19 protein-coding genes are annotated in these 25,380 nt (G+C 65.0%); 6 read left to right on the top strand and 13 right to left on the bottom strand.

Going from position 1 to position 25,380, the window contains the following annotated elements:
- Positions 1–145 precede the first annotated feature (145 nt).
- Positions 146–1,666, top strand: coding sequence for a nitric oxide reductase transcriptional regulator NorR (gene norR / locus CAL18_RS06195; RefSeq protein WP_094817530.1), 1,521 nt, complete (start codon positions 146–148; stop codon positions 1,664–1,666).
- Positions 1,667–1,702: 36 nt separating this feature from the next.
- Here the strand turns inward: norR and CAL18_RS06190 are convergent, their stop codons facing one another.
- The 8 genes from CAL18_RS06190 to galU all read right to left on the bottom strand — a co-directional run bounded on the left by CAL18_RS06190 (position 1,703) and on the right by galU (position 12,612).
- On the bottom strand, positions 1,703–2,266 hold the full coding sequence (locus CAL18_RS06190; RefSeq protein WP_141217749.1) for a SecDF P1 head subdomain-containing protein: 564 nt from the start codon (positions 2,264–2,266) through the stop codon (positions 1,703–1,705).
- Positions 2,267–2,277: 11 nt separating this feature from the next.
- A complete protein-coding gene (locus tag CAL18_RS06185) occupies positions 2,278–2,817 on the bottom strand; it encodes an outer membrane protein assembly factor BamE (RefSeq protein ID WP_094817528.1) in 540 nt (179 codons plus the stop codon).
- A 103-nt stretch (positions 2,818–2,920) separates the two neighbouring features.
- Positions 2,921–8,845: a YadA-like family protein gene (locus CAL18_RS06180; protein ID WP_170940296.1), complete on the bottom strand. Its 5,925-nt coding sequence runs from the start codon at positions 8,843–8,845 to the stop codon at positions 2,921–2,923.
- A gap of 385 nt (positions 8,846–9,230) precedes the next feature.
- Positions 9,231–10,217: a helix-turn-helix transcriptional regulator gene (locus CAL18_RS06175; protein ID WP_141217748.1), complete on the bottom strand. Its 987-nt coding sequence runs from the start codon at positions 10,215–10,217 to the stop codon at positions 9,231–9,233.
- 298 nt (positions 10,218–10,515) lie between these two features.
- On the bottom strand, positions 10,516–10,713 hold the full coding sequence (locus CAL18_RS19565) for a hypothetical protein (RefSeq protein ID WP_141214363.1): 198 nt from the start codon (positions 10,711–10,713) through the stop codon (positions 10,516–10,518).
- 44 nt (positions 10,714–10,757) lie between these two features.
- The gene (locus tag CAL18_RS06170) at positions 10,758–11,162 is read right to left on the bottom strand and encodes a hypothetical protein (RefSeq protein WP_094817525.1); all 405 of its coding nucleotides are present in this window, start codon (positions 11,160–11,162) and stop codon (positions 10,758–10,760) included.
- 44 nt (positions 11,163–11,206) lie between these two features.
- Positions 11,207–11,686 (bottom strand): low affinity iron permease family protein, encoded by a 480-nt coding sequence (locus CAL18_RS06165; protein ID WP_094817524.1) that lies wholly within the window; start codon positions 11,684–11,686, stop codon positions 11,207–11,209.
- A 56-nt stretch (positions 11,687–11,742) separates the two neighbouring features.
- Positions 11,743–12,612, bottom strand: a complete 870-nt coding sequence (gene galU, locus CAL18_RS06160; RefSeq protein WP_026641284.1) for a UTP--glucose-1-phosphate uridylyltransferase GalU — start codon at positions 12,610–12,612, stop codon at positions 11,743–11,745.
- A 201-nt stretch (positions 12,613–12,813) separates the two neighbouring features.
- Between galU and CAL18_RS06155 the strand changes: the two genes are divergently transcribed.
- Both CAL18_RS06155 and CAL18_RS06150 read left to right on the top strand, forming a co-directional pair.
- On the top strand, positions 12,814–13,779 hold the full coding sequence (locus tag CAL18_RS06155; protein ID WP_094796469.1) for a Bug family tripartite tricarboxylate transporter substrate binding protein: 966 nt from the start codon (positions 12,814–12,816) through the stop codon (positions 13,777–13,779).
- A 35-nt stretch (positions 13,780–13,814) separates the two neighbouring features.
- On the top strand, positions 13,815–14,720 hold the full coding sequence (locus CAL18_RS06150; protein WP_094796468.1) for an NAD(P)-dependent oxidoreductase: 906 nt from the start codon (positions 13,815–13,817) through the stop codon (positions 14,718–14,720).
- A 40-nt stretch (positions 14,721–14,760) separates the two neighbouring features.
- Here the strand turns inward: CAL18_RS06150 and CAL18_RS06145 are convergent, their stop codons facing one another.
- Positions 14,761–15,702, bottom strand: a complete 942-nt coding sequence (locus tag CAL18_RS06145; protein ID WP_094796744.1) for a LysR substrate-binding domain-containing protein — start codon at positions 15,700–15,702, stop codon at positions 14,761–14,763.
- Between the two features lie 134 nt (positions 15,703–15,836).
- On the opposite strand from CAL18_RS06145, the gene CAL18_RS06140 reads away from it, so the two are divergent.
- Positions 15,837–16,712 (top strand): hypothetical protein, encoded by an 876-nt coding sequence (locus tag CAL18_RS06140; protein WP_094817523.1) that lies wholly within the window; start codon positions 15,837–15,839, stop codon positions 16,710–16,712.
- Positions 16,713–16,731: 19 nt separating this feature from the next.
- Here CAL18_RS06140 and CAL18_RS06135 read toward each other — a convergent pair whose 3' ends face one another.
- From CAL18_RS06135 to CAL18_RS06125, 3 genes are all read right to left on the bottom strand, one after another.
- Entirely contained in the window at positions 16,732–18,096 is a 1,365-nt protein-coding gene (locus CAL18_RS06135; RefSeq protein ID WP_094796466.1) for a type II toxin-antitoxin system HipA family toxin, read from the bottom strand.
- Complete coding sequence (locus tag CAL18_RS06130) at positions 18,093–18,392, bottom strand: helix-turn-helix domain-containing protein (RefSeq protein WP_051423905.1); 300 nt, start codon at positions 18,390–18,392, stop codon at positions 18,093–18,095. The genes CAL18_RS06135 and CAL18_RS06130 overlap by 4 nt, the downstream gene beginning before the upstream one ends.
- A 115-nt stretch (positions 18,393–18,507) precedes the next feature.
- Entirely contained in the window at positions 18,508–20,004 is a 1,497-nt protein-coding gene (locus CAL18_RS06125; protein ID WP_026641278.1) for an AMP nucleosidase, read from the bottom strand.
- A 238-nt stretch (positions 20,005–20,242) separates the two neighbouring features.
- Here CAL18_RS06125 and CAL18_RS06120 point away from each other — a divergent pair, with 238 nt between their 5' ends.
- Positions 20,243–20,845: a C40 family peptidase gene (locus CAL18_RS06120; protein WP_094817522.1), complete on the top strand. Its 603-nt coding sequence runs from the start codon at positions 20,243–20,245 to the stop codon at positions 20,843–20,845.
- Positions 20,846–20,882: 37 nt separating this feature from the next.
- On the opposite strand, the gene CAL18_RS06115 is transcribed toward CAL18_RS06120, so the two are convergent.
- Positions 20,883–21,794, bottom strand: a complete 912-nt coding sequence (locus CAL18_RS06115) for a LysR family transcriptional regulator (RefSeq protein ID WP_026641276.1) — start codon at positions 21,792–21,794, stop codon at positions 20,883–20,885.
- Positions 21,795–21,913: 119 nt separating this feature from the next.
- On the opposite strand from CAL18_RS06115, the gene CAL18_RS06110 reads away from it, so the two are divergent.
- Positions 21,914–25,357: a molybdopterin-dependent oxidoreductase gene (locus CAL18_RS06110; RefSeq protein WP_094817521.1), complete on the top strand. Its 3,444-nt coding sequence runs from the start codon at positions 21,914–21,916 to the stop codon at positions 25,355–25,357.
- Positions 25,358–25,380: the final 23 nt, after the last annotated feature.

The raw sequence follows: 25,380 nt of genomic DNA, 5'->3' as shown, positions 1-25,380 counted from the left end.
AACTCCGTCAGAAATTGCCTCTACGCTATAGCGAACGACGTGCCAGGAAAATCTCCTGGAAAATCAATAGGAAAGTTCCAATACGGTCAAAAATACCCGCTTCGGCCAGGGTTTTCGATACCCCATCAGGGTAGACTTCACCCTTATGGAAGCGCTATTGCTCGCGGATCTGGTTGCCGACTTGCCCCCCGCCGTGCGCTCGCAACGGCTGGTATCCAGCCTGCGCGCACATTTCGGCTGCGGCGCCGTGGCTTTGCTGCGGCTTGAAGAAGATCACCTGCGGCCCGTCGCGGTGGACGGCCTGGTGCAGGACGCGCTGGGCCGCCGGTATGCGGTCAGCCAGCATCCCCGGCTGGCTGCCATTCTCAGCCGGCGCACCGTTACTTGCTTTCACCACGACAGCGACCTGCCCGATCCATACGACGGCCTGCTGGCTGATGTGCCAGGCCCTTTACCGGTGCATGACTGTATGGGCGTCAGCCTGCATATAGAGGGCCAGCCATGGGGCGTGCTGACTTTGGACGCCTTGCAGGTAGGCGCCTTCGGCGCAGAGGCGCGCGCCGAGCTGCAGCGCCTGGCCACGCTTGTGGAAGCCGCCGTGCGTACCACGCGCCTGGAAGCGGAGATCCGCGCGCTGCGGGCGGTGCGCGGGCCGGCAGCCGGCGATGCCGCCGCGAATGTGGCCGCCGCAGAAGTGTTGGGACAAAGCCCCGCCATTGCCCACCTGCTGCATGAACTGCAAGTGGTGGCCAATTCCGAATTGCCCGTGCTGCTCCTGGGCGAAACAGGCGTGGGCAAGGAACTGTTTGCGCATCGGCTGCACCGCTTGTCTCGGCGACACGCACGTCCGCTGGTGCATGTGAATTGCGCGGCGCTGCCGGAATCGCTGGCAGAAAGCGAATTGTTCGGCCACGCCAAAGGCGCGTTCTCGGGCGCCATCACGGAACGGCCGGGCCGCTTCGAGGCCGCCAACCACGGCACGCTGTTCCTGGACGAAGTGGGCGAGCTGCCTTTGCCGGTGCAGGCGAAATTGCTGCGCGTCCTGCAGAACGGCGAGATCCAGCGCCTGGGCGACGATCGGCCGCGCCATGTCGATGTTCGTATCGTGGCGGCCACGAATCGCAACTTGCGCGACCTGGTCAGCGTAGGCGCATTCCGTGCGGACCTTTATCATCGCCTTTCGGTATACCCCATCCCCATCCCTCCTTTGCGCGATCGCGGCGATGATGTGTTGTTGCTGGCCGGCCGCTTCCTGGAAATCAACCGCGCCCGTCTCGGGTTGCGCAGCCTGAGGCTTTCGGGCGCAGCCCAGGACGCACTGCGCCGCTATCGATGGCCGGGCAATGTGCGCGAACTGGAACATGTGATCAGCCGCGCCACCATCAAGGCGGTGAGTCGCGGCTTGCGCGCCAATGAAATCGTTACCCTGGAAGCCGGGCTGCTGGACCTGGACGGCCCGCCGCCGTCGCCCGCCCTGCCCGCGCCAGGGGTCGTCGAGGCCCCCGAGGGCCTGACCCTGCGCCAGGCGGTCGACGACGCGCAACGGGCAAGCATCCGTGAAGCGCTGGCTCGCCATGGCGGCAATTGGGCGCGGGCGGCGCGCGCGCTGGACATCGATTCGAGCAACCTGCACAAGCTGGCGCGCCGGCTCGGACTGAAGCAATAGCGAAGAACGGGTCGCCGGGCGGGCTCGGCGGCTTGTTCAGCCCGCAGCCTGGCGCAGCAGCCGGACCACCGATTGCGCCTCTTCCACGCTGTCAAATGGCACCGGGAATGAGCCGTCTTCATGTGCCGTCTGGATGCGCGGAATAGCCACCAGTCTGCCGCGGATGCTTAGCAGCAAGTAGTTGCCGATAGCGGCCCTTGTCACCTGCCCCAGTTTTTCCGACCCGCGCTGATTGAATTCAAAGCGCAGAAATACCTGGCCCCGACTGTCTTGGACGGGAATGACCTGGCGCAGGTCGGCCTGTGTGAATACCGGCTGGCGCGCCGCGTACAGGCTGACCTGGGGATTCGGCTGCACGCGCGCCAGGCCCTCGGCGGGTTGCAGTTGCGCCAGGTGAAACGTCACGACAGGCGCCCCATTGACCGCGGGTTGCGCCATCGCCGCGCCGCCCGCCGTGCTGCCGGCGGGGGTTCCGGCTTGCGTTGCTGCAGCCACGCGGTCGCCGCGAGGCGGCGCGGCGTGCTGGCATGCCGTGAGCGCGATCAGCCCTATTGCAGCAGCCACGCTGCGCGTCAATCGTCGTGCGAAGGTGGTTTTCATCAAGCAGCCCCTTATCGCTCGACCGTCCCCGCGCGCCGCAGACCGGTGGCGATTTCGGCAATGCGAGTCTGTCCGGCCGGCGCGAGCGTCGCGCCGCCGAACCCGAACGACACATCGCTGCCCAAAGTGAAATTCTGGGATGAAAGCCTGGCGGCCGCGCCTGTGGGGCGGCAGTCGTCTGGCGCCCAATAGAAGCTGCGTGCGATCTTGTCATCGTCGAACAGCACTTTGAATTGGCAAGTGCGCACGCCCTGTGGGGTATGGAAGTGGAACAGGTAGTCCCACTCGCGCACCTGGAAGCCTTCGGCGAAATGCGGACGGCCGACAAGATCGTATACCTGGTCGCGGGTCGCGCCCGGCTGCAGCTGGGCAAGATTCTGCAGATTGGGATACGTGCCGGATTCGAGTGCGACCTTGGCGCGATCCGGAAAAACTGGCTGCTGCGTCGTGCCGTCGCGGCTGACATTGCTCAACGTGCCGCATCCGGCCAGCAACACGGCGGCTGCGCCGCAGGCAAGCCACGCCGTGCGGGGGGTAGTAGCGGTTTTCATGCATTGTTCCTTTGAGATCGAGTGTGGCTCATATCCGCCGCGCCGTGCGAAGGCGATCGCGGCGGCCCCGGTCGGCCGCACCGGGGTCACGTCCTGGCCCGGCTTACCATTGGTAGCCCACCCCTACCGCGCCGCCATAATCGCCACGCGAGTTGGTATTGCCCGACAGCTTCAGTACCCACTTGCCGTTGTCGGATACGGTTGAAATGCCCAAGGCAAAGCCCGATTCGCCGTTATAGGTTCCGCCCGCGACCGCCGCCATGCTCTTGCCGGGCAAGTACGCCTGCGGAAGACCGGCGGTCGCCATGGCCGCCGCTACCCCAGCGCTGAGCTTGTTGTTCAGCCGGCTCATGTCGCCCTTGACCTGGTTGATCTGGTTCTGCAGGCTGCCGGTGGCCGACTGCAGCTGGCCCAGGTTGACCGCATCGGTAGGCGCCGTGCCGGCGGCGACATTGGTGATCTTTTTATTGTTCATGTTGATGCCACCCTGATTGATCGTGGGGCCGTTCTCGATCGCGACTTCCTTGGCTCTGACCGTATCGGCCTTGACTTCCTTGGCCGTAACCGAATTGACCGTGATGTCTTGCGACATGCTTACCTTGATCGTGTTGTTGCCGTCCGCCGAGGTGCTGCGGGTGATCTCGACGTTGTCGCCGTTGACGAACTCGACCGTCTTGCCTGGCGCAACCTTGGAGGCTCCGTCGCCATTGGCTTCGATCTGCCAGCCGGCGTTGGCGATTTGCTCGACGTTCTCGATCTTGTCCGTCAGGTCGTTGTTTACGCCGTTCAGGGCGTCATTGACATTGTTGTAGGTCTTACTGCCCACGTTCAGTTCCGTCACGAGCTTGCCGTTTTCATATTTCGAATTGCCGCCCAGCGCATCGGCCACCTGCGTGCCCTGCTCGTGCAGTTGAGCGCCGTTCACCGCATCGGTACTGGTTTCCGAAATCTCGCCCTGGGCCAGATTCGTGATCTTCGTGCCGCCGGTCTTGCCGCCATCGGTCGAGACGTCGCCCTCGAGCGTAATCGAGCTCTTCGGATCACCGATGTTGCCGTCATACTTCACGGCGCGATCGTTCAGGTCGGAGACGTTCTGCTCAACGTCGCGCAGCTGGCTGACGTTGACCGCGTCGGTGGGATCGGTGCCGGCCGCGACATTGGTGATCTTGAACCCACCGGCGTTGATGCCGGTGCTGGCCGAGATGATGACATTGCCGGCGCGCAGCCCGTCATTGCCGACGAACACGTTGCTGCCTACACCGAGGCCCGCGGCAGTCAAGGTGACGTCGTCTCCGACCTTCACCCCGCTGTCATCGAGTACGGTGTCGCCTGCCGTAACGGAGTCGACGACCAAGTCGGGATTCAGGTTTACCTTGACGTCATTGCCGTTCTTGGCGATGACCACGTTGCCGTCGTCGTTGGCGAAGTCGACCACTTCGCCAGGCTTGACCTGCGTCTGGTCGCCCGCCGCGTTCCCGTTGACCGACAACTGCCATCCCGTACGCGCAACATTTTCAATGCCCTTGAGCTGGCTGACGTTGACGGCATCGGTGTCGTTCACCCCCGCCGCCACATTGACGATGGCGCTGCCGCCTGCGTCGATGCCGCTATGGGTGATGCTGGGGCCGCCTGCGATAGTCAGCCCGCTGGACGCCAGGGTGGCATCGCCGAGCTTGATACTGCCGTCTGGCCCCAGGTCCAGGTTGCGGGCCAGCGCGATCTTCACGCCGCCTGCGGTAGTCTCGGTACGGATATTCGCATCCGCGCCGGTAAACGATACCGCCTCGCCGAGTTTGCGTTCCAGCGGGGCGCCCGCGTCGGCCGTAAAGCTCAGCGGCCTGTTGGCCAGTTCGGTCAGCTGGTCCACGTTCACCGCGTCGGTGCCCGCCTCGCCCCGGGCCACATTGGTGACCTTGTTGCCGCCCATGTTCACCGTGGTGTTGCCACCCACGGCGAGCTCGCCCGGCCTGACCACCAGCGTGTTGTTGCCCAGGTTGGTCGTGCCGCCCACGCTCAGGTTGTTGGACACCGTCACGTTGGACACGTTGATCTGGTCGGCCAGCGCAAACTTCACGTCCGCGTCGGCCGCGCCCTTGCTGATCACGATGTTGCCGTCGCTGGATGCCAGGTCCACGGTGGCGCCCGGCGCGACATTGGATGGGTTGCCGCCTTCGGCGGTCAGGTTCCACCCCGCATTGGCGACGTTCTCCACGCCCTTGAGCTGATCCACGTTAACCGCATCGGTGCCATTGACGCCCGCCGCCACGTTGGTGATGGTCTTGCCGCCCGCGTTGATGCCGCCGGTTGTCACACTGGGGCCATTGGCAATGACCAGCCCCGTGTTGCCCAGGGCCACGTTCGGGCCCACCGCCACGCCGGCGTTATTGATCACCGTATCGCCCATCTTCACGCTGCCCGTCGTGCCCAGATCGAGGTTCTTCTTGAGCGCATAGTCAATGACGGTATTGCCATTGGCCGACGTCCGCGTAACGGTAAGGTTGTTCTCGCCATTGGCCAGGCCGATATCTACCGTGTGCCCCTGGCCGGTGCTGACGTGGGTCGCCGCATCGCCATCGGTGCGCACGTTCCACCCTGTTGCCTTCAGTTGCGCGACGTTGACCGCGTCCGTGTCGGCGGTACCTGCCGCCACGCCGGTTATCTGGCGTCGCGTGCCGTTGCCGCCCACGGCCACCGCGCCCGTCGTGCTGCGAGTGGCGACGATGGCATTGTTGGCGGCCGTGGCGTTGCCATTGGGCTGATAGCCGATCACGTTGGCGCCCGCTGCCGATTGACTGCCGCTGCCCAGGGCGACGCCGCCCGCGACAGTGACACTGGCCCGGTTGCCCATGATGAACGCGTCGGCCACCGCCAGCGAGTTGCCGTTGCCGATGATGCGGCTTCCGGCGGCGGCGCTGCCCAGCGTATTGTCGTTGCCGAACGCACCGGCATTGCCAGCCGCCACCAGATTGGCGTTGCCCACCACCTGGGTGTCATTGCCGCTGACCGTATTGCTGTTGCCCGTGGCGCCGGATCCTGCGCCGTTGATCGCATTGGCAGCGCCCAACGCCAGGCCTTTCTCTGCGGTGACGGAATTGCCTGCGCCCAGCGCACTGGCCTGCCTGCCGCTTACTGCCGAACCATCGCCAATTGCCAGTGCCTGCTCTGCCGTGGCGCTGGCGGCGCGGCCCAGCGAGGTCGCGTTCTTCGCATTTGCCAGGGCGCCCGTGCCGATGGCTATGGCATCGACGTTATTGGCGATCTCGTCGGGGCGCGGCGCGGCCTGGCCTGCCTGCGCGCCACGACCCATCGCGATGCCGTTCTGTGCATAGCCCTTGGCGTTCGTGCCCGATGCGATGGCGCTTTCGCCCGATGCGATGGCATTCGTGCCGCTGGCCGACGCGTCTGCCGCGGATGCATGGGCATTGCTGCCCACGGCCGTGGCATCGCGCGCCGAAGCTTCGGCGTTATAACCCTGGGCGATGCCGCGCACATCGGAAGCAAGGGCGCTCTGGCCTATTGCCACGCCATTGTCGGCTGTCGATTCTGCTTCTGTGCCGATGACGACCGAGTTGTCGACAGTCTGGCCCGGGCTCTTGATGTCGGCCTGGGCATTGGTGCCGATGACGATCGAGTTGTCTCCCTGGCTGCGCGCCGAGTCGCCGATCGCCACGCCGCTCTCGCCGTAGGCAAAGGAGTTGTTGCCCACCACCGTCGTATTGGCGCCCAGGGCATTGGTGTTGTAGCCCAGCGCCACTGCCCGGTCAGACTGAGAATAAGCCTGGTGGCCCATCGCCAGCGAGGAATTGCCCAGTGCGCTGGCCACGGGGCCGATGGCCATGGCGTCGTAGCCGGTTGCGCTGGTATTGCCGCGATTGCCCGGCAGGCTGGAATTCACGCTGTAGTAGCGAGCCGCATTGGCATCGATGGTTTCGTTCAATTGCTGCAGGTTCACGGCCTCGCCCGCGCTCTTGGCGGCCGCCACATTCAGTGTGCCGTCGGCGTTGTACTTGGCGGCTTCGGGCGGCAGCACGCTGATGCCGCCGCTGGTAACAGCGCCCAGCGCGTCGACTACGGTGTTGTACTTGTGCTCCACCCCTCCGGCGTCCACCAGGGTGATTTCGCTGTAGGCGCCGTCGGGTCCAACCGCCACCTGGCCACCTACCAGGTCAGCGACCTTTTGCTGCGCATTGCGCAGCTGCCCCACGTTGACCGCGTCGTAGGTCGCCGACCCGTCTGCCACGTTGACAATGCGACGCTTGCTGCCTGTAGCGGTATTGCCCACCGACACCACACTGCCACCGGGGAAAGTGCTGCCGGTCAGATAGCCCACGCCGTTGGCGTCGCTGGCCAGCGCAGCCGAATTCGCGCCCAGCGCCACGCCGGCTCCGTCGGAAACCGCATTCTTGCCCAGCGCGACGCCCTGGCCGCTCGTCACGCGCGCCTGCGTGCCCAGCGCGACCGAGCCTTCGCCTTGCGCGCTGGCCTGGTAGCCCAGGGCCGCCGCGTCGCGCTCAGCGTAGGTGTTCGAGCCCACGGCCGTCGCGTGGTCGACCTCGTTGGCGTTGCGATTGGCCTGGTACCCAATAGCGACGTTCAGGTCGCCGTCTACACCGGCGCCGGCCTGCGAGCCGATCGCGATGTTCTGGTCGCCCTGCACGCCCGAGCCGGCCTCGTAGCCCAGCGCGATGGTCTGATTGCCCACCACGTCCCGGCCCGCACGGGTGCCGATGGCAATGTGCGAAGTCCGGTCATTGCCTGCGGTTCCCAGGGTATTGACGCCCGCGCCGGTGCCCAGCGCGATGCTGTTGGCCGCATGCGCTTGCGCGCCGGTGCCGGCAGCCAGCGCATTGCCGCCCTGCGCACTGGCCGCGCCCAACGCAACCGAGTTCGTGCCGGATGCCGCGGCGTCCGCCCCAACGGCTACCGCGTTGGCGGCGCTGGCATCGGCCCGCGCACCGATAGCCGTAGCCCCGCTGCTGTAGTCGCCGCTTACCGCGGCGTCCGTGCCCATGGCCAGTGCGTCCTCCACGAATTCCGATTCGACCCGCGCCCCGTCGCCAAGCGCAACCGTACCCTTGCCGGCGGCGGCAGCCTGCCGGCCGATCGCGATGGCGCCTTCCCCTTCAGCCTGCGTGCTGGCGCCATCGCCCATGGCGATGCTGGAAGCCCCGGCAGCGCTGGCCGCCGGCCCTACGGCAACGGCTTCCTGGCCGTCGGCCGCCGCGTCAGCCGCAGCGGACTTGACGCGAAAATATTTGACTCCCGAGTACGTCGCCGCAACGCTGCCCAGCCCGAGCTTGGCCAGATGCTGATTGATGGTGTTGACTTCCTGGTTGGTCACGAACAGTTGGCCGCCGGTCACGGCCTCTTTGCTGCCGGCGGCCAGCGAACCGTTCTGCAGGTTGGTGATCCTGGCATTCTGCAAGTCCACGGCCGTCTTGCCCGCGTTGAACTTCACCGCGCTCGCATCCAGCGTCGTAATCGCGGACTGCGCCGCCTGCGCCTTCTGGTCCACTGTGAAAAGCTGGCCGCCGGTGACGGCTTCTTTGCTGCCCGCGGCCACGGCGCCATTCTGCAAGTTGGTGATCCTGGCATTCTGCACGTCGATGGCGGTCTTGCCCGCATTGAACTTCACCGCGCTGGCGTCCAGGGCATTGACGGAATCCTGCGCGGCCTGTGCCTTCTGGTCGACGGCGTAAACCTGGCGACCGGTCACGGCCTCGGTACTGGCGGAGTCCAGCGTGGCGTCGGTCAGGCCGGTTACGGTGCCGCCCTGGCTGAACACAATACTGCCGCTGCCGCCATCGAAAACAATTTGATTGCCGTCCCAGCCGCCAGGGTTGGTACTGTCGGGAATCGTCACGTCTGCGTACGAGACGCCTGCCGCGCCCGCCGCCAAGACCGCAAAGGCGGCACGGGACAGCAACCGGGCACCCGACGTACGCTTGCCCCGGGCCTTGACGTTTTCGCCAACAGCAACATAAGTGCCGGTCGATTCGCACCAAACCGTTCGGTAAGTCTTGTTCATGCTGATCTCTACTCTGTCAATGATCGCTGTGATCGCCGGAAGCCAAAGTGCGCTGGGGACTGATCTGTTATCGGAAACAGGCAACACGACGCCTACGTCGCATGCAATGGCATGCGACGGTGAATGCATCAAACCTGCGATTTATTTACGCGGCATGGCGAACTTCAGTCCCGCGTAAGCCGGCGTTGTGCCCGCATTTATGCTGTTAAAGCATCTAATCCTGCGGTCGCCGATATATTCGCTTCACTGCGCTTGTGTGAATTAGTTCTAATGCGCATGAAACTAGTACTTACGTGATTAACAAACACAAACATTGTTAAGCGTGCCGAATTTCCGATGGTCTTCCCGTATCCAGAATATGAAAACAGCCCTGCGCCGAGCCTGATCACGATGCTGAATTGAAGCTATGGCGACGCGCCTGTCCGGGCGTCATGCCGAACTTTTCCCGGAATATCTTTCCGAAATAAACAGGGTCGGTAAAGCCGCAGCTCCAGCAAATTTCGGAAATGTTCTGATGTGCGTAACGCGGATCGGCCAGCATCTCCATAGCGCGGCAAAGACGCTTGTTGCGCACCAAGGCCACGAATGTCACGCCGTCGCCATAGCGCGAGAACAGGTTCTGCACGTAGCGCGGCGACACCTGAAAATGATCGGCGGCCAATTCGCTGCTTATCTCGGCCATCGCGAAGTTATCTTCCACCCACGCGCAAATGTTCCGGTACAGGAGCTCCCCGCGGCTCTGGGCCCGCTCAGGGGACGCGCAGCGCTGCAGCCATGGCCTGGCCCCGCCGGCTCTCTCGCGCAGGGCGCGCCGAAGCAGGCTCATGATCTGCTGTTCTATCAAGGCGCCGCCCGATTCTTCACGGCCAATGAAAGCCAGTGTGGCCGCGTCGAGCGCGCCCAGATACGCCATCAGCAACCGCGCCCAGGCGCTGTCGAAACGCACATCGGCCGGGCGCTGCGCCAGGAGTTTGCGGTCCTGCGGCGACATGGCGGTATCGTGCATCAGCAACAAGGTGCCGTGGAAGTCCTGGAAGCTTCCGCAGTTGATCTCCTGGCCACGCAGCAGTACCAGCTGGAACTCGGGCAGCACCAACAATGCGCCTCTGCATAACACGGTAAGGCGCTGGCGCGCATACGCCAGCAGCCAGGAATCCGATGTGATCAATCGCTGCAGCGCCACGCCGGCGCTGGCATGGCGCTGGGCGTCAGGCGCCGCCTGCCGACGGGGTTCGGCGGGGTCGGAGGCGTCGAAACCATTGCACAGCAGTAAATGGGCCCCGCCTTGGCGAAACTTGAATACCAATGCGCCCGGCCCGTTGGCCGGGTCCCGCACGGACGAGTTTGCCGGATAACCAATAAGCGCCTGCACAATAGCCTACCCTTCCGCAAGTTTCGAGGAATAAGTAAACAGCCGAGGCTGTAACTCTGCGTATCAATATCTATCCTCGGAAGAGTGGGTCATTATGTGCAACAGGGAATAGATTAATCCTCCTGAATTTGCGTCTATATGCGCGTTGAAAGCAAACAAATGCAAATTCATATTACATGCAGTCATTCTAAGCATGAAATAACCGCAATATTCGCCCTATCCCATTTAGCGCAGTCGTTTTATTCCTGGATTACTAAAGTGATGGAATAAAGAGGGGGGCAGCCCGGAACCTTCGCAGTCAGGCGATATCGATTCCGTCGGGGGATGACGGGTTGGGGCCCTGGGGCGTTCCGGGAACGCGATCGGGGTCGTAAGGCGGGGGGTGCGTATCCGGCGTGGGTTCCTCCGGAGCGGGCTGGCCGGGCCAGTTGGGCTCGCCGGGCGGGACGCCCGGCGGGCCAGCCGGTTCTCGGTGCACGAGGGTGAAGTTATTCATGGGATGCCTCCTGTCATAAGGTTCGCCACGGACGGCAGGCGCGGCTAACGGCCAGAACCATGTTTGTGACCGCCGGAGCCGGCGCGCCCGCCGGGTATCTGCCCGTTCCCGTCGGGGCCCTGTTGCCCCGATTTCACCTGGCCCTGACCGCCGGGCATCGGCTGGGGATCGGCCTGCGCCGGCACGGGCTTCTGCTGCTCGGGCTGGGTAGGCGGCCGCAGCCGCTCGCCGGGGCTCGCGCTGGGCCGCTTGGGGTTTGAGTCGCTCTGCGCCTGCGTGGCCGAATCACCATCGCGCATGCGGCTGCTGTCTGGCATCGGGTGCGTACCCGGCTCCGTGGAACCGGCGCCGGGCGCAAGGGGCGCCTGGCTGGCCAGCGCCGCGGGCACGGCTAGCAGGCACGCGGCCAACAACCCGGCACAGCGGCGTGTAAACGGAAAAACTTGCATAGTCGTCTCCTTGGCAGGTGATCGCCGCAGCAAGCGACATGCCGCTACTTGAGCGATTTGCGTTTGCGCGCGGCCAGCGCCAGCTGTCGGTACCGCTCGACCACTTCGTCGAGTTCGTCCTCTTCCATCTCTTCAATGTCCACTAGCTTCTCGTTCGCCCCTTTCAGGGCCATCAGCAGTTCGTCCAACTTGACGTGCAGCGCCCGGCTGTCTTTGTTCTGATTCTGCTGGATAAGGAAGACCATCAGGAAGGTGATGATCGTGGTGCCGGTGTTCACCACCAGCTGCCAGACTTCCGAAAACCCTGCCCACGGGCCGGCGATCGCCCACAGTACGATCAGTGCGACAGCCATGCCAAAAGCGATAGGCGACCCGGTGGCGCGCGCCACCGCGGTAGCGAAATGGTCGAACATTCGGGCCGCCGAAGACTGCGGCCGCGCCTGCCTGGGTTGCGGCCGGGTCTGTCGAGCGGCCCGCCTGCGGCCGCCACGTTCGAGCTTGCCGCTACGAGTACGAGGCTTCATGACTGCTCCCGGACTGGAGATGCGCTGGCATACCCTTGGCTGAGCCGCCGGCTCGGTCAGTCGCCCATCGCCAGGGCGGCCTCATCCGCCGTGACGCCAAGTCCATGGTATTTGCGGCCCAGGTCCATCGTGGCCTGGAAGAACCCCGCCTTGCTTCCGCAGTCGTAGCGCACCCCTTCGTACCGATATCCGAAGACGCTGCGCTCGCGCAGTAATTGGGCGATGCCGTCGGTCAACTGGATTTCTCCGCCCACGCCAGCCTGGGTGGCGCGCAACAAGTCGAAGATCCGCGGTTCAAGCACGTACCGTCCGACCACGGCAAGCGTGGTGGGCGCGCGCGCGGGTTGGGGTTTTTCTACGATGTCCTGCAACTGGGTGGTGCGCCCGTCGACACGATGGCCCGAGATGATCCCGTACTTGTCGGTCTGGTCGCGCGGCACGTTCTGGATGGCCAGCACACTGCCATCGTGCCGGCGGGCAGCGTCGATGAGCTGCGCGGTGGCCGACACGTCGGCGTCGATCAGGTCGTCGGCCAATAGCACCGCAAACGGCTCGTCTCCCACGATGTGCTGCGCGCACAGCACGGCGTGGCCCAGCCCCAGCGGGGCCGGCTGGCGGGTATAGATGCATGTGACGTGCGGCGGGATGACATTGCGCACCGCTTCGAGCAATGCGGTCTTGTGCTTGGCCAGCAACCCCGCCTCGAGCTCGGGAACGCTGTCGAAATGATCCTCGATGGCCCGCTTGTTCCGCCCCGTAACAAAAATCAGCTCGGTGATGCCGGCCTGCACCGCCTCTTCGACCGCATATTGAATCAGCGGCTTGTCCACGATGGGCAGCATTTCCTTCGGCATGGCCTTGGTGGCCGGCAAAAAACGGGTGCCCATGCCCGCGACGGGAAAAACGGCTTTGCGGATCGGCTTCATGACGCTCTCGATGAGTAGATAGTGCGGCGCATTGAGCAAATGGCGTGCCCGCCTGCTATGCGCAAAATGTCAAGGCTGGTATGTCGGCATCATGGGCACTGTCAGGCGCTTGGCTGGCTAGTATCAGGGCAGCCCCCCGAAGGGCAGCTGCCCGCCGCGCCATCCAACGGCGGGCCGACAGACAAACCAAGGAGACCCGTCATGTTGCGCTTTTTTGCAGGTTGCCTGACCACCTTGTTGATCGCCGGCGCGGCGTGGGCGCAGGAATTTCCATCCCGCCCGATTACGATGATTGTCGGCGTGGCGCCCGGCGGCACGCTGGACACGCTGGCGCGGCTGATCGGCAATTCGCTGTCGAAGACGCTGGGGCAGCCGGTGGTGGTCGAAAACACCACCGGCGCCGGCGGCTTGATCGGCATGCAACGGCTGATGAAGTCCGAACCGGACGGCTACACCCTGATGTTCAGCAACTTGTCGATGGCCATCATCCCTCTGCTGAATCCGGACGCGGGGGTCGACCCGGTGCGCGACCTGGCCACGGTAAGCACGGTCGCCACGGTGCCGATGGTGCTGGCGGTCAGCAACAAGAGCGGCATCAAGGCCCTGCCCGACATGCTGACCCGCATGAAGTCTGCCCCCCGGCTGAATTTCGGGTCCGGCGGGCCGGGCACGACCGCGCATCTGGCCGAGGGCATGTTCCTGCATCTGTCCGGGTCGGAAGGCGAATTGATCCAGTATCGTGGCTCCGGCCCGGCGCTGACTGACCTGATGGCCGGGGTCATCGACGGCGTGCTGGACCAGACGGTGACCATCATGCCCTTGCACAAAGACGGGCGCGTGCGGGCGGTGGCAGTGTCCACGCCGCAGCGCCTGCCCCAAATGCCCGACGTTCCCACCTTCGCCGAAGGCGGATTGCCGCAGTTCGACCTGGCGATCTGGAACGGCGTGGTGGCGCCCAAGGGTACGCCGCGGCCCGTCATCGACAAGCTGGCCGAGGCATTGTCGGTAGTGATAGACAGCCCCGAATTCAAGGACCGGCTCGAACAGCTGGCCGCCCAGGCGCCCACCAGCGCGCAACGCGGCCCCGACCCGTTCGCGAAACTGCTGGCCCAGGACACCAAGCGCGTGGCAGACCTGGCCCAGCAGATCGGCCTGCGCCCCCGTTGAATCCGCCCTACCCTCGGCAAACAGAAGGAAACGTCATGCCTGACTTTACATATGGCTTTATCGGCCTGGGCAATATGGGGGGCCCCATGGCAGGCCGGCTGCTCGATGCCGGCTACGCACTGGCGGTCTATGACAGCAATGGCGCCGCCATCGAGGCGCTGCGCCAGCGCGGAGCGCGCCCCTGCGCCAGCATCCGCGAATTGTGCGATAGCGTCGACACGGTTTTCCTGAGTCTGCCCACCCCGGAGATCGTGCAGCAGGTCACGCTGGGCGCCGACGGCGTGATCGGCGGCACGCGCGTGAATCGCGTGGTGGACTTATCCACCATCGGGCCGCGCACGGCCCGCCTGGTGGCGCGCAGCCTGGCCGAGCGCAATATCACTTATATCGACGCCCCGGTCAGCGGCGGCGTGGGCGGCGCGCGGCGCGGCACGCTGGCCGTCATGGCCGCCTGCGAGCGCAGCCATTACGACCTGCTGGCGCCCACGCTCAAGCACTTCGGTCCGGCGTTCTACCTGGGTGCCGAGCCCGGCATGGGCCAGACGATGAAGCTGGCGAACAACCTGCTGTCGGCGGCGGCCGTGGCCATTACATCTGAGGCAATGGCCATGGGGGTGAAGGCCGGCCTGGACCCTGCGGTGATGCTCGACGTCATCAATGCCGGGTCGGGCCGCAATACCGCCACGCAAGACAAGTTCCCGAAGGCCGTGCTGACGGGCACCTTCGACATCGGATTCGCCGCCCGCCTGGCATACAAAGACGTGCGCCTGTGCGTGGATGAATCCGAAGCCATCGGCGTGCCCATGGTGGTGGGGTCGGCGGTGCGCGAAATGCTGCTGCTGACCACGGCGCTCTGCGGCGACGACGCCGACTTCACGCACGTGGCCAAGGTGCTCGAAACCTGGGGCGGCGTGCCCATCCGGGCGCGCGGCGGCAGTTGAGTACGGCCGGCCTCGGCCCCCGCCGTGTCGGCGCCGTGCTTCAGGAAAACACGGCGGGATCGGGGGTCCAGCGTCCTTGCTCGACGAGATCCTGGATCTGGCGACGCAGGATGGTGCCCAGCGCGCGCACTGCGTGGGTCGAAGGCCGCTGTGTCGAGGTGGCGATCACCAGCGACCGGGTGATGGTGGGCTGCACGATGCGCCAGATACGCATGCGTCGTTGCGCGATCTGCGAAGCCACGCATGCATACGACAGGACGGCGTAGCCCAGGCCGCTTTCCACCAGGCGCAGCATGGAATGCATGGCGTCGATTTCCAGTTCCACGTTGGGCGTCAGCCCGATACTGGCGAGCGACTCGTCGACCAGCACACGTATACCGTGCGGCCGGCTGGGCAGGATCATGGGAATGCGGCTCAGCCGTGCCGCCGGCACGGGGCCCGCGCCCACGCCCGCCGGATCGCCGGCCGGCCCCAGCAAGAAGAGTTCGTCGGTCAGCAAAGCCTCTGTGGGCAGGGTCGGGATGCCGAGTCGCGGCGCATCGTACAGCACCGAAATGTCGGTGCGGCCCGCCGCCAGCCATTCGAGCACATGGCCGCTGTAGCCTTCCATGAACTTCAGCGACATGCCCGGAAATGCGCGCCGGAACGCTTCGATCAACGACACGGACAGCACGGTCGATATGGAGGCCGGCATGCCCAGCACCACCGGCCCGGTGGGCGCACCGCCCAGGGCCTTGACGGCGACGGCCGCATCGCGGGCCGTATCGACCAGGCCGCGCGCATATTGCTCAAGCAAGGCGCCCGCCTGTGTCAATGTGACCCCTCGGCCGGTGCGATGGAACAGCGCCACGCCCAGCTCATCTTCCAGCGCCCTGATCTGCCGGCTGAGAATCGGCTGGCTGATCGACATGCGCATCGCCGCCCGCGAATACGCCCCAGCCTCGGCAATGCCGATGAAGAGTTCCAATTGCCGCAATTCCATGGCGCGCCCCATCCCGCGAAACGTGTCATCTTAGAGGAACCACGGCGCTCCGGAACAGGCACCGGCCTGCGGCACAGCATGGACCCGGCTATAGATTACGATGCTGACTGCTGGGCAACCCTGTCTTTGCCGCGATGACTCCTTTCGACCTGCTGATGGCCGCCTATTACCGGGCGGTCGACCCGGTGCTGACGCGCCTGCGCAAGCCGGCAAGACTACGCGGCTGGCCGGCCGAACTGCCCCTGCCGGTGCTGCCCCTGGCCGTTCGTGCCCGGATGGCCCACGGCAAGGCCGCGCAGCAGGCCTTGCGCCGCTTCTTGCGAGTGGCACGGCGTTACGACATGCGCACGGCCGACGAGCCCATCACAGCCGGCGCATCGCGGGCGGCTCCCATGATGCTGGATCTGTCGCGGTGCGGCTCACGGGCCGGCTTCGAAGCCCTGCTGCGCCAACGTTCACGACGCACCCTGCCCAAAATCCGCCATGCCCAACGCCTGGGCTACCTGGCCGAACGGTTTGCTCTGCCCATGCACGTGCATGATGTACATGCCGTGAAAACCTCAATGGCCGTACGCAGCGGCGGCCCCGTGCTGGCGCGCTGGCTGCTCAAGCCGGCGCACATTGCCTCGCCCGCCGCGGGCCCCATGCCCGTTCCCGTCCCGGCTTGCGCGACGCATTGGACCACCTGGTGGGGCGTGTTTCTGCCCGAGCCAGGCCATCACAACGGCGCACTGCGCACCGACCGCCGTCTGGTCGCGTATGTGAAGCTGACCCGGTGCGCTGACGTGGTGCATTACCTGGACATCATGGGCCACAAAGACCATCTGCCGCATGGCGTCATGCCCTTCATGCATGCCGCCATCGTGAACTGGCTGCTTGACGCGGCCGAACCGTGCGCAGCGGGCGTGCGCGCAGTCTGGTACGGGGCCCTGGAACACGGCGGGCCGGGCCTGCTGACCTGGAAAAAGCGCGCCGGCTTTGAACCGGTGCGCGTCATGCTGCTGCCCTGACAGGCATCGCGCAGGGGTGCTAGTTGCGCGGCCTGGCTGCTGCGCGCCGCGCGGACTGCACCATGGGATGCGCTAGAAAGTGGTCCAGCAGGTTCTGCCGCTGCCTGGGTGTGAGCGGCGAGTCGCCGATCAGGCCGGGCCAGCGGTCGCAAGCCGCCCTGACGCAATCGGCCACGGCCCTGGCCGCAGGCTTTTCGGGAATGCCCAGGCTTGCGCAGAAAGCGCGCAATATCGCCGGCGAAAGGCCCGGTTTTGCGCCGCCCGGTTGCCCCGCCCTGGCGCGCGGCAGCATGTCTGGTGGCATGATGTGCAGCGCGTGGCCCTGGCAGGGGTAATAGGCCGCGTAGCCGACGATATCGTAGGCGGGCGCCAGTTGGGGTGTCTCGCCGTCGCCATATACCACGCCCAGGTTCTTCAGGTGCATGTCCGGGTTGCCCAGCATCTCGTTGACGACCATGCGGCGCAGCAGTTCATGCACGGCAGATTCGCCCATCGATTCGAAGGCCAGCATGACGGCGGCCACGTCGAGATAACTGGCCGCGCGGTACTTTTCTTCGGGCATCGCCCCCAGAATCTGCGCGAAATCCTCGCAATGGATGCGATGGCCAGGTTGGCGGTCGTAGCGCACCACGGCCAGGAACTGCGTCCGGGCGTCGGCCTCGCCCAGGTCATAACCGTGCTCGACCGCGAGGCTCGCCAGGGGCTCGAGATACGCCTGGCAGACCTGGACGCCGGCCGCCCGCGCCAGCGCCAGCGACAGGGCCTCCAGCTCTGGCAGCAGCGGCTGGCCCACCACGGGCAGCTTGGCGATGATGTGAGTGTCATGGTCGCGCGTGCGGCCCACGTAGCGTTCCCCCTGCTTGATGACACCCAACTTGGGCTGCACCCCCGACAGTGACACGCCCTGTTCCATGGGGTCGGCGGTAACCGTCATTTCGAGCGCGTCCTGGTCTTGCGTGACGTAATGCGCCAGGGCGTCGCGCGACAGTTCGACAGGCCGTGCGTATACGTTGCCGGGCAAGTCACCCCCGCAGGCCGCCAGCATTTCGAAATGGTCTTGGGGGTCGCATCCGCGGATACGCGCCACGTGATCGCGGAACACGCCTTCGGGCAGCAGGTTCTGGAAAAATGCCGGCAGCAGCCAGCCGTTCTGCGGCGAATGGCGTCCGTTCAGCGGCACGCTGCGCACGTCGGCCCAGAACGCAGCCTGGTCTTGCGGCGACGCAGCCAGATAGGCGGCCGACAGCACCGGGACGTCGATGCCGCGCGCGTAGGCGTCATCGGCGACAAAACGGGTGATGACCTCGGCGCCGGGCATCCGGTACTGGAACAGCACGCCCACCCGCAACGAACCAATGAAAATCGCGAGCGCCTGGACGTTCATTGCGATGCCTTTGTCACCGAGCGGCGCGCCAGTTCGATCCGGGTAGGCACTCTGGGCGGCGCCGGCTCGCCGGCCTGCACTGCAGGCGCGGCGCCCTTGGGCACCAGCAGCAGTTCCAGGCCCAGCCGATCGGCCAAGGCAAGCAGCGTGCTTACCTTGAAATCCTGATCACCGCTGAGCACATTGGTCAGTGTGCGCTGGGCGATGCCGGCCGCGTCACGCAGGGATGCCTGCGTCATGCCCTGCTCCCGCAGCCGCGCCCGCAGGATACTGGCGATTTCTGGCAGAGTGATCATGGCAATAAAGTAGTATTTCTGATGAGTTCACTACTATATTACCATCTGCGTAGGGATCGTGGTAATAAAATGGCATTAAAGTAGTGGAAAATCGATTTTCACTACTTTATTGCTGTTACTGAAATGCCGTCTCCATGAAGGTGCGAAGCTTGCGCGAGTGCAGGCGCTCCGGGGGCATGTCGCGCAGTCGCTCCAACGCGCGAATCCCGATCTCGAGATGCTGGTTCACCTGGTTGCGATAGAACGCGCTGGCCATGCCGGGAAGCTTCAGCTCGCCATGCAGCGGTTTGTCCGACACGCACAACAGCGTGCCGTATGGCACCCGGAACCGGAAACCATTGGCGGCGATAGTGGCCGATTCCATGTCCAGCGCAATCGCGCGGGACTGGGTAAAGCGCTGCACCAGTTCATCGTGGTCGCGCAGTTCCCAATTGCGGTTATCGATACTGGCCACGGTGCCGGTGCGCATGATGCGCTTGAGTTCCCAGCCCGACAGCCCGGCCACCTCTTCCACAGCCTGTTCCAGCGCCACCTGCACCTCTGCCAGCGGAGGAACCGGCACCCAGGTGGGCAGGTCATCATCGAGCACATGATCTTCCCGCACGTAGCCGTGCGCCAGCACATAATCGCCGAGCCGCTGCGAATCGCGCAGGCCTGCGCAATGGCCCAGCATCAGCCAGGCATGGGGGCGCAGCACCGCAATGTGATCCGTGATGGTCTTGGCGTTGGAAGGCCCCACCCCGATGTTCACCAACGTAATTCCCGAATGGTTGGGCCGCACCAGGTGATAAGCCGGCATCTGCGGCAGCCGCGGGGCGGCGCCAGGGGGCGACTGCGCGGTGGTATCGCCCCGATGCGTGACGCGGTTGCCGGGCTCGACCAGCGCGTCATAGTCGCCGCTGCCGCTGGCCATCAAGGCGCGGGCCCGCGCGCAGAACTCATCTACATAGAACTGATAGTTGGTGAACAGCACGAAGTTCTGAAAGAACGACGGCGCGGTGGCCGTGTAGTGCTGTAGGCGGTGCAGGGAATAATCCACGCGCGTTGCGGTGAACGGCGCCAGCGGGCGCGGCTCGCCATGCCTGCCCCGCCAGGATCCATTGACGATTGCGTCGTCGGTGACGGCCAGGTCGGGCACGTCGAACACGTCTCGCAAGGGCCGGCGCAAGCTTTCCAGGCGCTCGCCTTCAACATATGCCCCTTCAGGAAAGGCAAAATGCAAAGGGATGGGCGTGTCGGATTCCCCTACCTCTACGGGCACACCATGGTTCTGCAATAGCAGCCCTATCTGCTCCACCAGATAATCGCGAAACAGGTCCGGCTGCGTCACCGTGGTCTGGTACACCCCCGGTTCGGCGACGTGGCCGAACGACAGCCGGGTATCGATGGGGTCGTAGGTAGCCACCGCAAGGCGTATGGCCGGATAGCAGGCCCGGGCGGGGCCCGCCAGGTCACGCCCGTTGACTACGTCCTGGAAGGCGGCGCGGATATGGGCGGTATTGCGGGCGTAGATCTCGATGAGCCTGTTCACGGCCGCCCGCGCGTCGTGAAAGGGCTCGAAGGCCAGGGGCTCGGGGCGTTGGACAAAAGCGGCTGAAAAGTCAACTGTCATATGTGCATCCTGGGTGAAAACCAAGCTCGGGCGGCCTGTGGTCGATTATGCCGCAAGCGCATTGCCGCTTTGAGCAAGCTGCAAGCTGCCGGCATTTGCATGCATTTCCCTAGTAATAACCCCACAATGCAAAAAAACGTCAATACGTTAAAATGCCGCGTGCCCGTTGCAATAACGCCACATCTGCCGGCCTGACGCAGTCAGCCATTCCGCCCACTCCGCAATCTGAAGTGTCGCAATGACTCCACCGACGCGAAAAGTCCGTCCGTACCTACCCTCACTCCTGGCTGCTCCTCTTCTTGCGATCAGCCTGTCCTGGTCCCCCCCCGCTCAAGCCTCCATCGTTACAGACGCCATCGCCTCTTTGCAAGGGTTGCGCCTGTTCGACCCGCTGACTGTTCCGTCGTTGTCCGAAATGGTCGTGCGTGCGGGCCTGGACACCCTGGGCACGCCCTACGTATGGGGCGGCGACGACCCCGAGGACGGCTTTGATTGCAGCGGCCTGACCCAATTTGTGTATCGCGAGATCGCCGGAGTGGAATTGCCGCGCACCGCTCGCGCCCAACGCCGGGCCGGCACGGCCGTCAGCAAAAAACAGCTGCAACCCGGCGACCTGGTGTTTTTCACCACCCGGCGGCGCGGCGGCGTGTCGCACGTAGGCATCTACATCGGCCAGAACCAGTTCGTGCATGCCCCCACGCGCGGGGCCAAGGTTCGCATCGACAGCCTGGACAACCGTTATTGGTCGCGCAATTACGTCGCGGCGCGCCGCTACCTGGACAAGGCGCCGGCCGGCGGGCCGCAGGGCCAATTGCTGGCTTCGGCAGACCAGGCGCACTGACATCCGACCAGCCCCGGCTAGGGGCGCGCCTGGCACCTTATTCCTGCGTCATCGCCTTGATCGACGCGTGCAGGAACCGCAGGACGATCTCGCGATTCTTGCAACGCTGCGTACCCTTGCGCCATACCGCGCCGATATCCATCGTGGGCACGACCTCACTGACGTTGCAGCGGACGATCCGCCGCCCTTCCAGCGACCAGGGGCGGTACACCAGGTCGGACAGAATCGCCACCCCCTTCTGGAACGCAACCAGGCTGCGCACGGCTTCCAGCGACTTGCTCTGGAAATAGACATTGGGCCGCAGCTGGTGCCGGCGCCAGTACCGTTCCATGGTGTGGATATGCTCGTCCATGTCCAGCAGGATGTAGTCATACTGGGCCACATCATGCAGGCTGACTTTGGACCGCTGCTGCAGGGGGTGGTCCGGATGTGTCCAGAGCCGCCTGGGCGACTTGAGCATGATGTCGTATTCCAGTTCGTCACGCTCGGTCAGGTTGGACACGATCAGCAGCGCAAGGTCGATGCTGCCGTCCAGCAAAGCGCCTTCGATGCTGGGGCGGTCGCTCTCGATCATCTGGATGTGCAGATGCGGAAAATACTGTTCTGCCGTGGACAGCACGCTGGGCACCAGGTACGCCGAAATGGTTTCGGTCACGCCGATCCGCAGGCGGCCGCTCAGTTCGCTGGGCGCCGCGCGTATGTCCTGGATTGCCCGGGAAGCCGCATTTGTGACATTGCGCGCGTGCGACACGAACCGCTCGCCCGTTTCGGTCAGGCGCAACCCCTTGGCATGCCGCACGAACAGCGATACGCCCAGTGCCTGTTCCATGGCGCGCAATGCCACCGTTACCGAAGACTGCGACACATTGCACCGCAGGGCCGCCTTGGAAACCTGCCCCGTCTCAGCCAGCGCGAGAAAGTACTCGAATTGCCGTAGCGTCAGCTGCATCTTTCCCGCCTTAAATATACATGTTATCTATATTGCATCTTACATAATATATATTAGCAATACTTCGATAGATCTCTTAGGATACGGGCCGTAGTTATAAGACCAGGGGGTGCATCACTATGTCCGCGCAAATCAGCGGCTTCTGTACGCTATGCCGTTCGCGCTGCGGGACGTTGAACACGGTTCGCGGCGATTCGCTAGTCCGCGTCCAGGCCGACCCCCGGCATCCCACCGGCAGCGCAACGTGCCCCAAGGGCCGCGCCGCGCCCGAACTGGTGCACAGCCCGCATCGCATTCTGCATCCCATGCGGCGCACGGCGCCCAAGGGGGCGGCCGACCCGGGCTGGCAACGTATCAGTTGGGATGAGGCGCTGGACGAAATCGCCGCCCGCTTTGGCAAGATAAGAGAAGAAAGCGGCGCCGAGGCCGTGGCCTTCGGGGTCACCACCCCCAGCGGCACGCCTTTGTCCGACAGTATCGACTGGATCGAGCGCTTCGTGCGCGCCTTCGGCAGCCCCAACATTGCCTACGGCACGGAAGTCTGCAACTGGCACAAAGACCACGCGCACGCGTTCACCTTCGGCTGCGGCATCCCGGTGGCGGACTACGCCAATGCCGACCTGATCATGCTGTGGGGCCATAACCCTACCAATACCTGGCTCGCACAGGCCAACGCCATCGGCGAAGGACGGCGCGCCGGAGCGCGTCTGCTGGTGATAGACCCACAGCGCACGGCGCTAGCCGCGCAGGCCGACGCGTGGCTGCCGGTCAGGCCAGGCACGGATGCCGCGCTGGCGCTCGGATTGGCCCACCAATTATTGTCCACCGGTCGCTATAACCGGGCCTTTGTGCGCGACTGGACCAATGCGCCGCTGCTGGTTCGGGCGGATACCGGCAGGCTGGTGCGCGCCGGCGACATCTGGCCGCACGGCCCCACGCCGCAAGCCTGGGTGGCCTGGAACCTGGACGGCCAAGCCCCAGCACCCTACGACACCGAGTATTCTGCCGGCACGCAAGGCGCCGGATCATTCGCCCTGGAAGGTGAATACATCGTCGAGATCGACGGGCAACCCGTGCGCTGCCATACCGTGCTGCAGGCCCTGGCGCAACGCTGCGCACAGTACACGCCCGCACACGTCGAAGCGGTGACGGGCGTGACGGCTGCGAGCTTGCTGGCCGCGGCCGATCTCATCGCACAAAGCCCGGCCATCGCGTACCACTCGTGGTCGGGCGTCGCCCAGAGCACCAACGCCACCCAGACGGACCGCGCCATCGCCGTGCTGTATGCGCTGACGGGCTGCTTCGACACACCCGGCGCGAACCGCCTCTATCCCAAGCCGGCGACCAACCCCGTCAACGGGCTCGACCTCATCCCTGCCGCGCAGCGGGCCAAGGCGCTGGGCCTGCCGCAGCGGCCGCTAGGCCCGGCCGCCATGGGTTGGGTGATCGCACGTGACTTGTACCAGGCCATTCTTACCGGCGAACCCTACCGTGTGCGGGCCTTCATGGGCTTCGGCACCAACCAGCTGGCGTCGCAAGCCGATGTGGAAATGGCACAGGCCGCGCTGCGCGAACTGGAATTCCACGTACATTGCGATCTGTTCGAGACCCCTACGGCCCGCTACGCGGATATTCTGCTGCCGGTCAACACACCATGGGAGCGCGAAGGCCTGCGCATCGGTTTCGAGATCACCCATGCCGCCCAGGAACGCGTACAGTTGCGTCCGCGCATGGTGACGCCGCGCGGCGAATCCCGTTCGGATAACGACATTGTGTTCAGCCTGGCGTGCCGCCTGGGCATGCAATCCATGTTTTTCGACGGCGAACTGGACCGGGCATGGAACCACCAACTGGCGCCGCTGGGCATCACCGTGGCAGACTTGCGCGGCAGTCCGGACGGCAGCCTGCGCGTGCCGATGGTCCATCACGACCGCAAATATGGCCGGCCTCGCGCTGGCGCATCCGATGACGCCCACGGCAGCCCCGTAACCGGCTTCGACACCCAGACCCGGCGCGTTGAACTGTATTCGGAACTGCTGCTGCGCCATGGGTACGACCCGCTACCCGCCCACGACAACCTGCTGGCGGCGGCAGGCGAGGATCGCGCCGCCTATCCGCTGACCATTACGTCGCGCAAGAACGGCAACTTCTGCCACAGCCAGCATCGCGCCCTGCCCTCGCTGCGCAAGCGGTCAAGGCAGCCGCAAGCGGTGCTCAACCCGCAACTGGCGGCGGAAAAAGGCATCGAGGCCGGCGATTGGGTTCGCGTCACCACGCCGGCCGGCTCCGCGCGCTTCGTGGCGGAGGTAGACCCCTATCTGAGCAAGGATGTGGTCTACGCCGAAGTGGGATGGTGGCAGGCCTGCCCGGAACTTGGCGAGCCCGGCTACGATGTCCGCGGGGACGACAACAGCAACTACAACGGGCTGATCTCGGCCCAGCGCGTAGACCCGATCAGCGGATCGGTGCCCATGCGCCAGTTCCCTTGCAATATCGAGCGCGATGCCGCGTTCGACGTGACGCAACGCCGCTGGGCCGGCCAGCGCCAGTTCGCCGTGGCCGCCGCGAACCGCGTGGCCGATGGCGTGCTGGAACTCGCCCTGGCCCCGCAAGACGGCGGCGCCCTCCCGGATTACCGCCCGGGCCAACATATCACCATCGAAGTGCCGACAGAAAACGGCGGCGCCCTGCAGCGCAGTTATTCGCTGATCGGCCCGGCCCGCCTGCGCTCGCGGCGCGAGTACCGCATTGCCGTGCGCCACCAGCGTGGCCGGGACGGTACCGGGCAAGCCTGGGAAGGCGCGATGTCGGGATTTCTGCATGCCCATGCCCGCGCCGGCATGCGCATCGGCGTGTCGGCCCCTGCCGGAACGTTCATTCTTCCCGAACAATCGCCGCAGCCCGTCGTGCTGTTTGCCGGCGGCATCGGCATTACGCCGTTTCTTTCATACCTTGAATCACTGCTGGATGCGCAAGACCCGCCCGCAGTCTGGCTGCACTATGCCAACCGCAGCGCATGCACCAAGGCATACGACGCTCGATTGCGCGAGCTTGGGGCACAATTGCCCGGCCTGACCATCCGGGATTATTTCGGCCAGCCTGGCGACGGCGGCGACCCCGCCCTCCTGTTGGGCGCCCATGTGGTGTCCGATGCGCTGATCGCCGCCCGTGCGCGCTTCTACATGTGCGGCCCGCCCGCCATGATGGACAGCCTGCGCGAAGGCCTGTGCGCACGGGGCGTACCCGCGTTCGACATATTCAGCGAGATTTTCCGCTCGCCGTCCGCCGTCGATGCGGACGATGCCGCGCGGCACCGGGTCCGCTTCAGCCGCTCGGGCGACATCCAGGCCGACTGGACCGCCGACCGCGGCACTCTGCTTGGGTTTGGCGAAAGCCTGGGGCTGACGATGCCCAGCGGTTGCCGCGTGGGGCAGTGCGAAAGCTGTGCGGTAACCATTGTTTCCGGACAGGTGCGGCACCTGCACGGCGAAGAACCCGAGGACGCAACGGTATGCCTGACCTGCCAGGCCGTGCCAGCCAGCGACCTGGTGCTGGATATTTGAAGGGCGGCAAGCAACGAGAACAT

Source organism: Bordetella genomosp. 7 (assembly GCF_002261415.1).
Classification (GTDB): domain Bacteria; phylum Pseudomonadota; class Gammaproteobacteria; order Burkholderiales; family Burkholderiaceae_B; genus Bordetella_A.
This window is presented reverse-complemented; position numbering and strand designations above follow the sequence as displayed.